The organism is Vibrio algarum, from assembly GCF_028204155.1.
GTDB lineage: Bacteria > Pseudomonadota > Gammaproteobacteria > Enterobacterales > Vibrionaceae > Vibrio > Vibrio algarum.
Genome location: NZ_JAQLOI010000003.1, coordinates 1,282,157 through 1,295,333 on the forward strand (window position 1 = coordinate 1,282,157; position 13,177 = coordinate 1,295,333).

13 protein-coding genes are annotated in these 13,177 nt (G+C 40.2%); 9 read left to right on the forward strand and 4 right to left on the reverse strand.

The window, feature by feature from the left end; translation table 11 throughout:
- Window positions 1-46: 46 nt before the first annotated feature.
- Together ulaG and ulaR are read right to left on the reverse strand one after the other, a co-directional pair.
- The gene (gene ulaG, locus PGX00_RS21220) at window positions 47-1,114 is read right to left on the reverse strand and encodes an L-ascorbate 6-phosphate lactonase (RefSeq protein ID WP_272140314.1); all 1,068 of its coding nucleotides are present in this window, start codon (window positions 1,112-1,114) and stop codon (window positions 47-49) included.
- A 39-nt stretch (window positions 1,115-1,153) separates the two neighbouring features.
- Window positions 1,154-1,909: an HTH-type transcriptional regulator UlaR gene (gene ulaR / locus PGX00_RS21225; protein WP_272140316.1), complete on the reverse strand. Its 756-nt coding sequence runs from the start codon at window positions 1,907-1,909 to the stop codon at window positions 1,154-1,156.
- 390 nt (window positions 1,910-2,299) lie between these two features.
- Between ulaR and PGX00_RS21230 the strand changes: the two genes are divergently transcribed.
- The 7 genes from PGX00_RS21230 (at window position 2,300) to PGX00_RS21260 (ending at window position 8,520) form a co-directional block, all read left to right on the forward strand.
- Window positions 2,300-4,078 carry a PTS ascorbate-specific subunit IIBC gene (locus PGX00_RS21230; protein WP_272140319.1) on the forward strand — a complete coding sequence of 593 codons (1,779 nt, stop codon included), beginning with the start codon at window positions 2,300-2,302 and terminating at the stop codon, window positions 4,076-4,078.
- Between the two features lie 92 nt (window positions 4,079-4,170).
- A complete protein-coding gene (locus tag PGX00_RS21235; RefSeq protein ID WP_272140320.1) occupies window positions 4,171-4,635 on the forward strand; it encodes a PTS sugar transporter subunit IIA in 465 nt (154 codons plus the stop codon).
- Between the two features lie 123 nt (window positions 4,636-4,758).
- Window positions 4,759-5,451, forward strand: a complete 693-nt coding sequence (locus PGX00_RS21240) for an L-ribulose-5-phosphate 4-epimerase (protein ID WP_272140323.1) — start codon at window positions 4,759-4,761, stop codon at window positions 5,449-5,451.
- 28 nt (window positions 5,452-5,479) lie between these two features.
- Complete coding sequence (locus PGX00_RS21245) at window positions 5,480-6,301, forward strand: Cof-type HAD-IIB family hydrolase (RefSeq protein WP_272140325.1); 822 nt, start codon at window positions 5,480-5,482, stop codon at window positions 6,299-6,301.
- Between the two features lie 5 nt (window positions 6,302-6,306).
- On the forward strand, window positions 6,307-6,951 hold the full coding sequence (locus tag PGX00_RS21250; RefSeq protein ID WP_272140327.1) for a 3-keto-L-gulonate-6-phosphate decarboxylase UlaD: 645 nt from the start codon (window positions 6,307-6,309) through the stop codon (window positions 6,949-6,951).
- 12 nt (window positions 6,952-6,963) lie between these two features.
- Entirely contained in the window at window positions 6,964-7,839 is an 876-nt protein-coding gene (locus tag PGX00_RS21255) for an L-ribulose-5-phosphate 3-epimerase (RefSeq protein ID WP_272140329.1), read from the forward strand.
- Window positions 7,840-8,091: 252 nt separating this feature from the next.
- Window positions 8,092-8,520, forward strand: a complete 429-nt coding sequence (locus PGX00_RS21260) for a hypothetical protein (RefSeq protein WP_272140331.1) — start codon at window positions 8,092-8,094, stop codon at window positions 8,518-8,520.
- Between the two features lie 60 nt (window positions 8,521-8,580).
- Here PGX00_RS21260 and PGX00_RS21265 read toward each other — a convergent pair whose 3' ends face one another.
- Both PGX00_RS21265 and PGX00_RS21270 read right to left on the reverse strand, forming a co-directional pair.
- The gene (locus PGX00_RS21265; protein WP_272140333.1) at window positions 8,581-8,859 is read right to left on the reverse strand and encodes an EF-hand domain-containing protein; all 279 of its coding nucleotides are present in this window, start codon (window positions 8,857-8,859) and stop codon (window positions 8,581-8,583) included.
- Window positions 8,860-9,137: 278 nt separating this feature from the next.
- Entirely contained in the window at window positions 9,138-9,854 is a 717-nt protein-coding gene (locus PGX00_RS21270) for a FadR/GntR family transcriptional regulator (RefSeq protein ID WP_272140335.1), read from the reverse strand.
- A 521-nt stretch (window positions 9,855-10,375) separates the two neighbouring features.
- Between PGX00_RS21270 and PGX00_RS21275 the strand changes: the two genes are divergently transcribed.
- Both PGX00_RS21275 and PGX00_RS21280 read left to right on the forward strand, forming a co-directional pair.
- Window positions 10,376-11,095 (forward strand): FadR/GntR family transcriptional regulator, encoded by a 720-nt coding sequence (locus PGX00_RS21275; RefSeq protein ID WP_272140337.1) that lies wholly within the window; start codon window positions 10,376-10,378, stop codon window positions 11,093-11,095.
- Between the two features lie 218 nt (window positions 11,096-11,313).
- Window positions 11,314-13,176, forward strand: a complete 1,863-nt coding sequence (locus PGX00_RS21280; protein WP_272140339.1) for a DUF294 nucleotidyltransferase-like domain-containing protein — start codon at window positions 11,314-11,316, stop codon at window positions 13,174-13,176.
- The last annotated feature ends 1 nt before the right edge of the window (window position 13,177 follow it).

The window sequence follows — 13,177 nt, forward strand, 5'->3', positions numbered from 1 at the left end:
ATTAGCTGGTGAGGGCTTTATTATTAGTGATTGCTATAAGCTGATTTTACAAAAAGGCTTTATAAGGTAGTTCTGGTTCATCGGTATAGATATCGCGGAATCCGCGGAAGTGTTGGTAGTGCATACGGCCTTTATCTGTAGGGTACGTATACTTACCACCGACTTGCCAGAAGAACGGAGCAAAACCGTATTGAAGTCTATCTTTTTTCATGTTCCACAAGACTTCAATTTCTTTAGGATCATTTTGGAAGTTTGCCCAAATATCGTGATGGAAAGGAATAACGACTTCACAATCTAGTGACTCACCAGCGCGAAGAATATCAGAAGAAGTCATTTTGTCTGTTACACCACGTGGGTTTTCGCCATAAGAAAGTAAAGCAACATCGATTTTATAATCATTACCGTGCTTGGCGTAGTAGTTTGAGTAGTGAGAATCGCCAGAGTGGTACAAAGAACCACCAGTAGTTTCAATTAAGTAGTTGACCGCTCGATCATCCATTCCGTCTAGAATGTCTTTATCAAAAGAGGATGTCCCTTCAGGTAGAGTGACTAACGCTGTGCGGTCAAAAGAATCGAGTACTTTAATTAACGCATCGCCAATTTGAATTTCATCACCAACCTTAGCAACTAAACAACGGTCTTCTGGTACGCCCCAACTTTGCCAAAGGTCGACACAGGCTTTTGGGCCGATAAATTTAACGTGGTCACCACAGTTTTGAAGAACAGCAGCAGCAACGTTGACGTCAATGTGATCTCCGTGATCGTGCGAGGCTAATACTGCGTCAATATCTTTGATACCAAAAGGGTCTAGTGGGAAAATTGCAGTACGAAGGTTAGGCTGTAATTCGCGAACACCGCCCATACGCATCATTTGGTGTTGATTTTTCATGAATTTATTTTTTTGTGTTTTTTTACCAACACCGCACCAAAAATCCATGGAAATATTTGTGTTACCTTCAGTTTTAAGCCATACACCAGTACAACCTAGCCACCACATGGAAAATGTATTTGGTTGTACTTCTGTGTTTTCGATTTCTTCGTTTAACCAAGTACCCCATTCTGGAAATGTGTCTAAAATCCAAGATTCGCGAGTGATTTCATTTACTTTGCTCATCGTATAACCCTATTGATTTATAAAAATCGTGTTGATTTATCAAACTAGAATGACTTCAATGCCTTTGTCTCGCAGTGATGCGATGACTGATTGATCGGCATTTTTGCCTGTGATTAGGATATCTATCTTGGATGAGGTGCAGAATAACATGCCCGAACGCTGTCCTATTTTGGAACTGTCTACGACCACAACCAATTTACCAACTTGTTCCAACATCTGCTGTTCAGCGACCGCTGTGAGCATATCTGTTTTGTAAAGGCCTTGTTCGGTCAGGCCTTTACCGCTGGTAAACATCCAGTTTCCAGCGTACGTTCCTGTTAATTCAGGTGTCGGATTTAAGAAGATATTTTTAGATTTATTGTATTGACCACCGGTAATAATGACGCACTCGTGGTCTTGTTCAATCAAGTAGCTTGCTAATGGAAAGTAGTTGGTAATAATTTTGATGTCTTCACCGCATAACTCTTGACCCAACATAAAAGCGGTTGAGCCACAGTTAATAACAACGCTATCACCTCTATCACATAAACCAGCAGCGGCAGCTGCAATTTTGGTTTTTTCACCATAATGTTCGGTATTGTCAGGACCTAATGGTGACCAGACCTTCTTGCGTGTCTCAATGCGCTCGGCACCATTACGGACTTTTCTAAGCTTTCCCAACTCGTCAAGCTTAGAGAGATCTCTTCTTGCGGTGGCTGGAGAAACATTAAAAGTTTCAATAATAGTGCTTACTTTGATCGCATGATTATCATCAAGTAAGGAAAGAATGCCATTGTGTCGCTGTACTTCGTTCATATTATGGTACCAACTATTTTATCAGTGCAAATCACAAAATGATTACCATGTGATTACTATTGACTCTTTATGAGTCTAATTATCATGAGTGATCATGTCAAATCATACTAGTTATAAAGTTTGAATTTGGTCACGAAAATACTATAAGCCATTGTTTTATATAGGCATGATTGTTTTTCTTCAATTTTGTAGATCAAAATAGCACTTTTTGTAGCCAATGATGAGTACTATTGATTTAAATCAAAATAATCATTGATGAGCATTGAATGATTATTGATGATTGTTATGTTTAGTGACGTGAGCAAAACAATCGTGAGCTAATTTATCAGATAATGAATCAATTAGCTCTGTCCTACACAAAACTATTAAAAATTGAAAAGGGGTAAAAATATGGAGTTCCTATACGACGTATTCTATATTTTTTACAGTCAAGTAATGACGAAAGCACCGTTACTACTTGGCTTGGTAACATGCATCGGTTACTGGTTGCTAAAACGTGATACAACGACGATCATCAAAGGTACAATAAAAACTATTGTCGGCTTTATGCTGGTGCAAGTAGGTGCGGGAACGCTAGTTAAGGGATTCAAACCTGTTATAGAAAAACTTTCTGAATTCCATGGCCTAACGGGTTCGGTCATCGACCCATACACTACTATGATGGCAACCATGGAAAACATGGGGGATAACTACTCGTGGGTTGGTTACGCCGTTCTTTTAGCTCTTGGTCTTAATATTGTAATGGTACTGTTTCGCCGCTATACAGGGGTACGTACGATTATGCTTACTGGGCACATTATGTTCCAGCAAGCGGGTCTGGTCGCTGTTTTCTACTATATTCTCGATTATACAATGTGGGAAACCATCATCTACTCTGCAATTTTGATGGCTCTATATTGGGGTATATCAGCTAATATTATGTTTAAACCAACAGAAGCCGTAACCGGTGGTGCTGGTTTCTCCATTGGTCACCAGCAGCAGGTCGCTTCTTGGATAGCGACAAAAGTTGCACCGAAACTTGGTGATAAAAACGACAGCGTTGATCATATTGAATTACCTAAATGGCTTCACATTTTCCACGATAGTATTGCTGCAACCGCTATTGTTATGACCGTCTTCTTTGGCATCATCCTTCTTTCGTTTGGTCTTGATAATCTACAATCAATGGCAGGTAAAACCCATTGGACTATCTACATATTGGAAACAGGCCTAAAGTTTGCAGTTGCTATACAGGTTATCGTTGCTGGTGTACGTATGTTCGTTGCCGAGTTATCGGAAGCGTTTAAAGGTATATCTGAGCGCGTTATTCCGAATGCGGTTCTTGCGATTGACTGTGCTGCTATCTACGCATTCTCACCAAACGCAATGGTCTTTGGTTTCATGTGGGGTGCTATCGGTCAATTTACAGCAGTACTTGCTATGTTGGCGTTTGATTCACCAATTATGATTATCCCTGGTTTTATTCCAATGTTCTTCTCTAACGCCACTATTGGTGTGTTTGCTAACCACTTCGGTGGCTGGAAAGCAGTGATGAAGATCTGTTTTGTGATGGGTATTATTGAAGTTGTTGGGTCTGCTTGGGCGATACAATTAATAAGCGGTCAAGGTGTTGAATTTAGTGGCTGGATGGGTATGGCTGATTGGGCTCTCGTCTTCCCTCCTATCTTTGCTGGTATTGCTGCATCTAAGTGGTTCATCTGGTTCTTGGTTGCCCTTGCATTTGTATACTTCTATTTCGCATCTAAGCAATTACGTGCAGAAGAAGATGCTCAAGTTCAAGATGGTGGTAACGATTTGCAACAAGAAGCACCAGAAGTGATTGCTGCAGTACAGCAAGCTGTCGCTCAATCTGATGGCGTTCGCCCTATAAGCATCCTAGCTGTGTGTGGTAACGGTCAAGGTTCATCAATGATGATGAAAATGAAAATCGGTAAATATCTAGAGAAAAAAGGTATTCCACATGTAATGGATTCATGTGCGGTATCTGATTATAAATCTAAGTTAGCTTCAACCGATATCATTGTCTCGTCAAAACACCTTTCAAGTGAAATGGAAGTGGGAGAAGGAAAATATATTCTGGGTGTACAGAATATGCTGAACCCAAATACGTTTGGCGATGAGCTAGTCGATTTAATCGACAAAAACTTTGCGGCTCAAAGAGCTAACTAAGCAATGCTAAAAATAACGACAAATCAATAAATAATAAGAAGCAAAGGTTGCAAGGAGCCCTTTCCTGCAACCCTTTTTACTGGAGATCAATCATGGGTTTTAAACAATCATTAATCGACAACAATTCAATAAAGTTAAATGTAGAAACAACGGATTGGCGAGAAGCGATTAAAGTAGGCACAGATATGCTTGAAGCTTCTGGAGCTGTTGAACCGAGTTACTACAAAGCAATTGTTAGTAGTATTGAAAATTTAGGCCCATATATCTGCATTGCTCCAGACTTTGCCATGCCACACGCACGACCTGAAGATGGCGTAAAGAAAACGGCTTTTGCATTAGTTACATTGGCAAAACCACTCGATATTGAAGGTGAACAAGTCAAAGTAATGGTCACGCTTGCAGGTGGTTCATCTGATGAGCATATGGAAGGGTTAATGGAAGTCACTCAGGTGCTCGATGATGAAGAGAGCGAATCTGGCGTTGATGTGGAAAAATTATTGGCTTGCCAATCGGTTGATGACGTTTATCAGGTAATAGATACCGCTTTAGCGGAATAAGCTCCATTCATTGAGAACGCTTATAGTTTAAGCGTTTCTTTACCACCATTTACTATATGTAATGACCCGCTTCTCTCAATAGAAGCTGGCGGGTTTCTTACATCTTAAATAAGGCCAAAAGGTATGTATCAAGCACTTAAACAACGCGTATTAGATGCAAATCTGCAGCTACCTAAATACGGTTTAGTCACATTTACCTGGGGAAATGTTTCAGAAATAGATCGTAAATTAGGTGTTATCGCAATAAAACCCTCAGGTGTTGAATACGTTGATATGGGCGTCGATGATATTGTCGTTGTCGATCTTGAGGGGCGACGCGTTGAAGGAAACTTAAATCCTTCAAGTGATACAGATACCCATATAGAACTCTATAAAGCATTTCCAAATATTGGCGGCGTTGTTCATACCCACTCTCGAAGTGCAACTATTTGGGCTCAAGCGAGCTTAGATGTGCCAGCTCTTGGAACCACTCACGCCGACTATTTTTACGGGGATGTCCCTTGCACTCGCAATTTGACGCCTGTCGAGATTGAAGTTGATTATGAAAAGAATACTGGTGTCGTAATTATTGAGGAGTTTCATAAACGCGATATTGATCCGCAAGCTGTACCGAGTGTCATTGTCGCTGGGCACGCGCCGTTTTCGTGGGGTAAAAATGCGAAGGATGCGGTTCATAATGCGGTTGTACTAGAAGAAGTTTCCGCAATGGCCCTTGCAACACGCACTCTTAATAGCGGTATTAAAATTCAATCAGAGCTTTCAGATAAGCATTACAACCGAAAACACGGTGCAAATGCTTATTACGGGCAGAGATAAAAGTACTCAGCAATGATAGGGGTATTATATGTATAAGGTTCTTGCGCTTGATATGGATGGAACGGTTCTCAATAGTGAAAACGGTATCCATCCAGACGTTGTACAAGCGATTCGTAAAGCAAAAGAGAATTGTCATGTCCTAATGGTAACCGGTCGTCATCATACGGCGGCAAAACCTTATTACCAACAACTCGAACTAGACACGCCTGCACTTTGTTGTAATGGCACTTATATTTATGACTACCACAATCATGAAGTACTCATAGAAAACGCCATATCCAAACAAAATGCTCAATATTTTTTAAAGCTAGCGCAAGGGTACGGCATGAAAGTCGTACTTTATACCACGCACTCAATGGTCTATTCGAGCAGTCAACCTATCGACTATATGAAGGCATTAGAGTCTTGGGCTGCCGGCTTTGACACGATGCTGAGACCAAGTATCAAGCGCGTTGACTCCTTTGTAGAAGAGATAAATGAAGCTGAATATATTTGGAAATTTGTAATAGAAGGAGATCCGGAAAATATTGCCAAGCTAGAATCTTTAGATTTTGTGCGCGAAAACTTTTCAGGTGAACGCTCCTGGTCAAATCGCGTTGACTTCGCTGCTATAGGCAATTCAAAAGGTCATCGATTAGCACAATATCTTGAACAGCAGGGTTACTTGCCTGAAGACGTTATGGCAGTAGGCGATAACCACAACGATATTTCCATGATCAAGTTAGCGGGACTAGGTGTGGCGATGAGTAATGCTGATGAAAAAGTAAAAGCGGCCGCCGATCTCGTATGTCAATCAGATAACAACCAAGGTGGGCTAGCCCATCTTATTCGTGAGAAAATTAAAGGATAAAAATTATGACTAAACCAATGATTCAAATCGCGCTAGATCAAACTGATTTAGCCAGTGCAATTACCGTCGCTAATAACGTTGAAAGCTTTGTTGATGTAATAGAAGTCGGGACAATTCTGGCCTTTGCCGAAGGGATGAATTCTGTCGCAACGTTACGAAAAAATCATCCTGATCATATCTTGGTTTGCGATATGAAAACTACCGACGGTGGCGCGATACTAGCACGCATGGCATTTGAAGCCGGGGCTGATTGGATTACTGTATCAGCAGCTGCCCATATCGCGACTATTGCGGCTTGTAAAAAAGTGGCCGATGAATTTAACGGTGAGATTCAAATAGAAATTTACGGAAACTGGACCATGGAAAACGCGCAGGAGTGGGTTGATCTTGGCATTAAACAGGCTATATATCATCGCTCTCGTGATGCGGAACTTGCGGGTGTGGGTTGGACCGACGCTGATTTAGATAAAATGCGTGCGCTATCGAATTTAGGTATCGAGCTTTCCATAACAGGCGGTATCGTCCCTGAAGAGCTGTATCTTTTTGAAGGAATTAAAGCCAAAACATTTATCGCTGGTCGAGCGCTTGCGGGAGAAAAGGGTAAAGAAACAGCAGAAGCATTGCGTGAGCAAATTAATCGTTACTGGTAAGTGGGAAAGCGTATGTTTAATAACTTAGAACGTCACCGTATTGGGCTCTATGAGAAAGCATTACCGAGTGGCTTTTCTTGGGAAGAAAAAATAAAAACATCTAAAGCGTTAGGGTTTGATTTTCTTGAGATATCGATAGATGAGTCTGATGAGCGTCGTAGTCGATTAGATTGGAATGATGAAGAGATCTACGGGCTTCGTCATTTATGTGAACAATACGGTATACCGTTGCAGTCAATGTGTTTAAGTGCACACAGGAAGTTCCCTTTTGGTTCTGCTTGCGCTGAAACAAGGGAGCAAGCAGCGCTTCATATGCAAAAAGCGATAACGCTTGCTTATAAATTAGGCGTGCGCAATATCCAGCTAGCAGGATATGATGTTTATTACGAGCCAGCGAATGACCAGACCCACGAACGATTTATTGAAGGCATGCGTTACTGTTCAAAATTGGCAGAGAAAGCCGGTGTGATGCTTTCGGTAGAGATAATGGATACGGATTACCTTAACTCGTTGAGTAAGTTTGAAGTCCTTAATCGAGAGATTAACTCGCCATTTTTTACCGCTTATCCTGATGTCGGTAACATCAATGGTTGGAACTACGATACTTGCACCGAGCTTGCATTGAGTGCCCCACATATCACTCAGATTCACTTGAAGGATACTTATAAAGTGAAAGAAGGGTACAAGGGACAGTTCCGTGACCTTGTCATTGGCGAAGGTGAAGTTGACTTTGACGCGATATTTAAGACCATTAAGAAGTGTAACATTGTAGTGCCTTTGGTTATTGAAATGTGGGCACAAGATGAAAAATGGGAAGATAATATTAAAACAGCCCAAAAAAGGTTAAATAAAGCGTGTGAAGTAGCAGATTTACCGTCCCTTTTCTAACTTAATATGCGCTTATAGACACCCTATAGGCGCATATTCCCCTTTAAACAGCCTATTTGAAAATTGTCTGCAATCGGCTAATGTATTGCCGGGTTCAATGTCTCTTAAAGCTGAATAAATTCAAATGCTTTTTTAAGTAATCTGTTGTCGTGATTTCATAGTGTTCAATTGACTTTTATAACTAATTGTATCAAAGTAGCCTCAATTATTTAGACGAAAATCACAATTTCGTGGTTGTTTTTGAGCACTTAAATGACTCTTCTGCACTTGCAACTTTTTTGGGTTGAAAATCAGTACAAGCTTTTATCGCTTGATAACTTACCTAATCTGTCTGAAAGGCAGAAAGGGGAGTTGGAATCATGGTGTAAAAAACGTAGAAAAATTCTTAATTTTGAAGTCAATTTACAACCCTGGGTAAAAATTACGAGTGATGGAGAATCTACGGAAGTAACGTTAAGGCCTAACGGAAAAGCTTATGAACAAGATATGTTTGGTTCTCAGCAACGTAAAGGGTCTTGGAAAATAATGGAAGGTTTTCTATTTGTTGTTTTTGATTCGAATACCGATGTTATTGAGTATCGAATTATCGGCAATTCTGACAGTAATATTCACTCGGCTGCAGAGTATATAAATGGTAAACCAAATGCATACATGAAGTTTATTCAAACAAAACCTCATTAATTTCACTATCTAATTTGAATAGAGCAGCGTTGATGCTGCTCTTAAGAATCTATATGCGGCCTACTGAGGTCTTTCACCTTGTCCTGGAGGTGGTGGCAATTCATCCTGAGAAAGATAACCGTCACCGTTTTTGTCAAATCTGTCGAAATCATCCGCAAGTGGGCCTTTCACTTCATCAAGGCTAAGTTGTTTGTCACCATTCGCATCCATCTGTTCAAAGCTTGGGGGCATCTGTCCTTCGGGTGCATCCGAATTAGCGAAGGCAAAAAGAGTGGTTAAACCAATAACACATCCTGCTAAGGCGGTAATTGCTGTTCTAACTGGAATGATTTTTTTCATATGCAACTCACTAAATATAAAAAATTAAAAACTCAAAAAAACCCGCCTAAAGTTCCTTGATTTAAAGGGTAAGGTTGCCTTTAGGCGGAAAAACGCAAATGAGTGTCTATCTAAGTAGAGTAGTTGTTCGCTCTACTTGCTAACTAAGATAAGTTTAAATAAAGGAGTGAATATGGAGAAAATTAGGAGAGTTTGTATTGAGAGGGTCTTTTTTAATCCGTAGTTAATAACTAGCCCCAATAATAGGAAGAGATTATCAGGGCTGTTATTAGTAGTAATTAGCCGTTCGAGACAGCAGCTAATCTTTGATTATCGTCTTTTAGCAGTGAGGCCGATGCATGTTTTGCCTGAATTGAGTTGCCAGTCATAATAGCTTCGTAAATAGCACGATGCTCGTCTAAACAATATCGGCCACCTTCAGCAGAATGATCGATGAAACGTTTAAAGATGGTAGAGAGAATATTGCCGAAAGGGACGAAAAAATTATTACCGGTGGATTGGAATATTTTACAGTGAAACTCTAAATCATTCTCTGCCCAAGCCATTTCGTCATCTTCTAAAGCTGCTTTGGTCATATTCTGAAAGAGAATAGAGATTTCTTTTCTCTGTTCCATTGTTGCATTCATAGAAGCAAGAGCACATGCTTCTGGTTCTATCGCTTTGCGTAAGCCAAGAAACTGGTGTAAAAAAACCTCTGTCCCAGCTAAATCTTGCAACCATTCTAATAATTGAGGGTCTAGAAAGTGCCAATTTTCTCTTGTGAGTACTTTGGTGCCCACCTTCGGCCGGGAAGCAATCAAGCCTTTTGCAGAAAGCAACTTCATAGATTCGCGTAGTGCCGTACGGCTAATCCCAAATAATTCACAAAGTTCTAGTTCGCTAGGTAGCTTCGTGCCTTGCCCGAGTTCGCCTGAAAGTATTTTTCTAGCGATTTGCCTTGCGACTTGTACATGGATTCTTTTGCTCGATTCAGCCACAAGTGTAAAAGTAACCATCATTTACTCCTCGAAATAAGAAGTCGGTTTGAACTACTTATTCCGTTATATTGTTTTTCGCAATAAAGTCATTGCGCGTTCTTAAGCGTGATCTACCTAAGCGTATGTTGCTATGTAGGAAACTAGTCAGCGTGAATTAGTTAGCACAATATAGCTAGGAGCCATTCGTCCGTGATTAATATCTAGAACTTAGCCTGAGATTTAGTTTGTATTCCTTGTAACTCATTGAACATGGAGCAAACTTATCACTGTTATCAATGCATTTGTTTTATTATCATACAATATAAAAGTGTTGCAGCAAGCACTAATTGAGCTTCATATCATAAACAAGATCAAGAGCACGTTATTTACGTAAATAGTCGAATTTTCTGTCACATATCGTTAACAAAAAAAGGTGGGTACTCTTATAAAAATAGTTTTAATATGCTAGCCATCACGTTTAATTAGTCAAAGACTGGTATGTAAGACAAAAAATGATACATTCCATAAATAATACATAAACACTAATTGCGATGAGTCACATGGTCAGCACATTTAATTCAATCTCGGGTTCAAAACGTAGTCTGCACGTTCAAGTTGCTAGAGAAATTGCTCGTGGAATTTTGTCGGGAGATTTGGCGGAAGGTTCGGTTATACCTGGCGAAATGGTCCTTTGTGAAGAATTTGGTATCAGTAGAACGGCGTTAAGAGAAGCAGTAAAACTACTCACTTCTAAAGGACTATTAGAATCTCGTCCTAAAATTGGCACCAAAGTTATGGCGAGGGCTTACTGGAACTTCTTAGATCCACAGTTAATTGAGTGGATGGACGGATTGATTGATATAGATGTGTTTTGCCAACAGTTCCTTGGGTTACGTAAAGCGATTGAACCTGAAGCGTGCGCGCTAGCGGCACTGCATGCAAGTGCTGAACAACGCATTGAGCTATCTGAAACATTTCAATCAATGTGTGAAATAGCAAATGCTCCGGAATTTGATCAGGAAGCTTGGATTGAAATAGATATGAAATTTCACAATCTAATATTCAATTCAACAGGCAATAATTTTTATTTGCCATTTGGTAATATTTTACAATCGATGTTTATCAACTTTTTTGCCCACTCTTCCAAAGAAGGGGATGTTTGTCTGCGAGAACATCGAGAAATTTATGAAGCGATAATGGCAGGTAATTCTGAAAAAGCAAAAAAAGTCTCATTAGACCATTTGCAGTCAGATAAACACCGTTTGCCAGCGGCTAGTTAATAACTAAGCGTCTAAATTGGAAAACCAGTGCATAGGCGCTGGTTTTTTTTGCTCTAATATTAATTTTAGGATGGATATGCTTAGTCTACATAATTGATGTCAGCCTTCGACATTATTTGCAATGTTAGTATCGTCACTTTTTAAATGTAAGTGTAGTGCCTAATTAATATCCATAGTATATAATAATACAAATAAACTCATTGGCTTGGTGATTCAATATGCCCGAAACTTTGCTTCCAAATATCGTTCAGTTTATCGCTCAAATCGATCCATTTGATAAGCTCCCAATCGCTATAGTTCGTGAACTTTCCTTGCAGATTCAAATAACGTATCTAGGGCAGGGAGAGGCAATTAATATGGAAGATAAAGATAACAAATATCTCTATATTATTAGGACAGGGTCTGTAGAACAAAGGCTAAAAAATGGCGTACTACGAGCAAGATTAGGTGCTGAAGATCTGTTCGGGTTTACCTTTCTCGATGAGAGGGCTGAAGAACAGGGGGCGTATAGTGCTAACGCTATCGAAAACACGTTGCTGTATCTCATCCCTCACAATGCCTTGCTTACGTTATTTAAGCAGCATCCTAGCTATGCGGAACATTTTGCATCACAAGCACAAATACGCTTAAAGTCAGCGCTTGACGTTGTATGGTCTAATAAGGAAAAAGGGCTCTTTATTAAACGAGTGTCGGAGGTGGCTAGTGATAAAGTGGCTGTCGTCGATGCCAAAATGACCATCCAAGATGTTGCCTCTGAGATGCGAATTGCTAAGCGCTCTTCTTCTGCTGTTGTTGTCGAACATGGGAAAATTGTCGGTATTATTACCGATAGAGACATGACGAAAAGGGTCATTGCACATGGTGTTCCGATTGATCGGCCAATATCGGAAGTGATGACGTTGTCACCGTATATCGTTAAACCTACTGATTTGGTACTGCATGCTGCATCGGTAATGATGCAATATAGCATCCGTAATCTTCCTGTTGTTGACGAGGAAAAAGTCGTCGGGCTTCTTACAACATCTCACCTCGTTCAAAATCATCGCGTTCAAGCTATCTTTTTGATAGAAAAAATTAAATATTCAGACAGTGTGGCCGCATTATCGGAATTGAACTCGGAACGACAAGCCATTTTTGAAGCCTTAGTTGAGGGTAAAGTTTCCGTTGAGATTATCGGAAAAGTGATGACTATGATCATGGATGCCTATACGCGACGGTTAATACAGATTGCTATCGCTCAGTTCGGAGCTCCTCCATGTGATTTTGCTTGGTTAGTCGCTGGCTCGCACGCAAGAAATGAAGTGCATATGCTGTCAGATCAAGATAGCGCACTCGTTTTGGCAGAAAATGCGACTGAATCTGACCGGATCTACTTTCACCATTTGGCTATGTATGTGTGCAATGGCTTAGCGGCGTGCGCTTATCCGCTGTGTCCGGGTAAATTTATGGCAGCGACAAGACAGTGGTGCCAACCTATATCAGTATGGCGAGAATATTATAAAAAATGGGTTGATAATCCAGAATATGAAAAGTTACTTAATATTAGTGTTTTTTTGGAAGTTCGCGCTGTGTATGGTAACGCCGAGTATATCGATCAATTAAAATCATGCATGCACAATAAGATATCATCGAATCGAGAGTTTTTAGGCATGTTGGTTCGAGACGCAACGAATGTTCATCCACCGTTAGGTATCTTTAATAATCTAGTGCTTGATAAAGGTGGGAATAACAAAAAAACACTGAATATAAAGAAATATGCGCTCAATTTGATCATAGATTTAGCTCGGATATATGGCCTTTCGGTTAAATGTGAATCCACGGGTACTGAAGAGCGATTTTTATATGCGAATCAACAAGGAGTGCTTTCTGACAACGCCTATAAGAATATTATTGGCGCTTACCAATTTATTTCTCAATACAGATTTAGCCATCAACTAGAAGCATTGAAAAATGGGGTTGAACCAGATAACCATATCAATCCAGACCTTTTTGGTAGTTTCGAACGTAAGCACTTGAAGGATGCATTTCGAATAATCACTGAACTGCAAGATTCAGCAAAGCTTCGATTTGGGAACCTCTGAT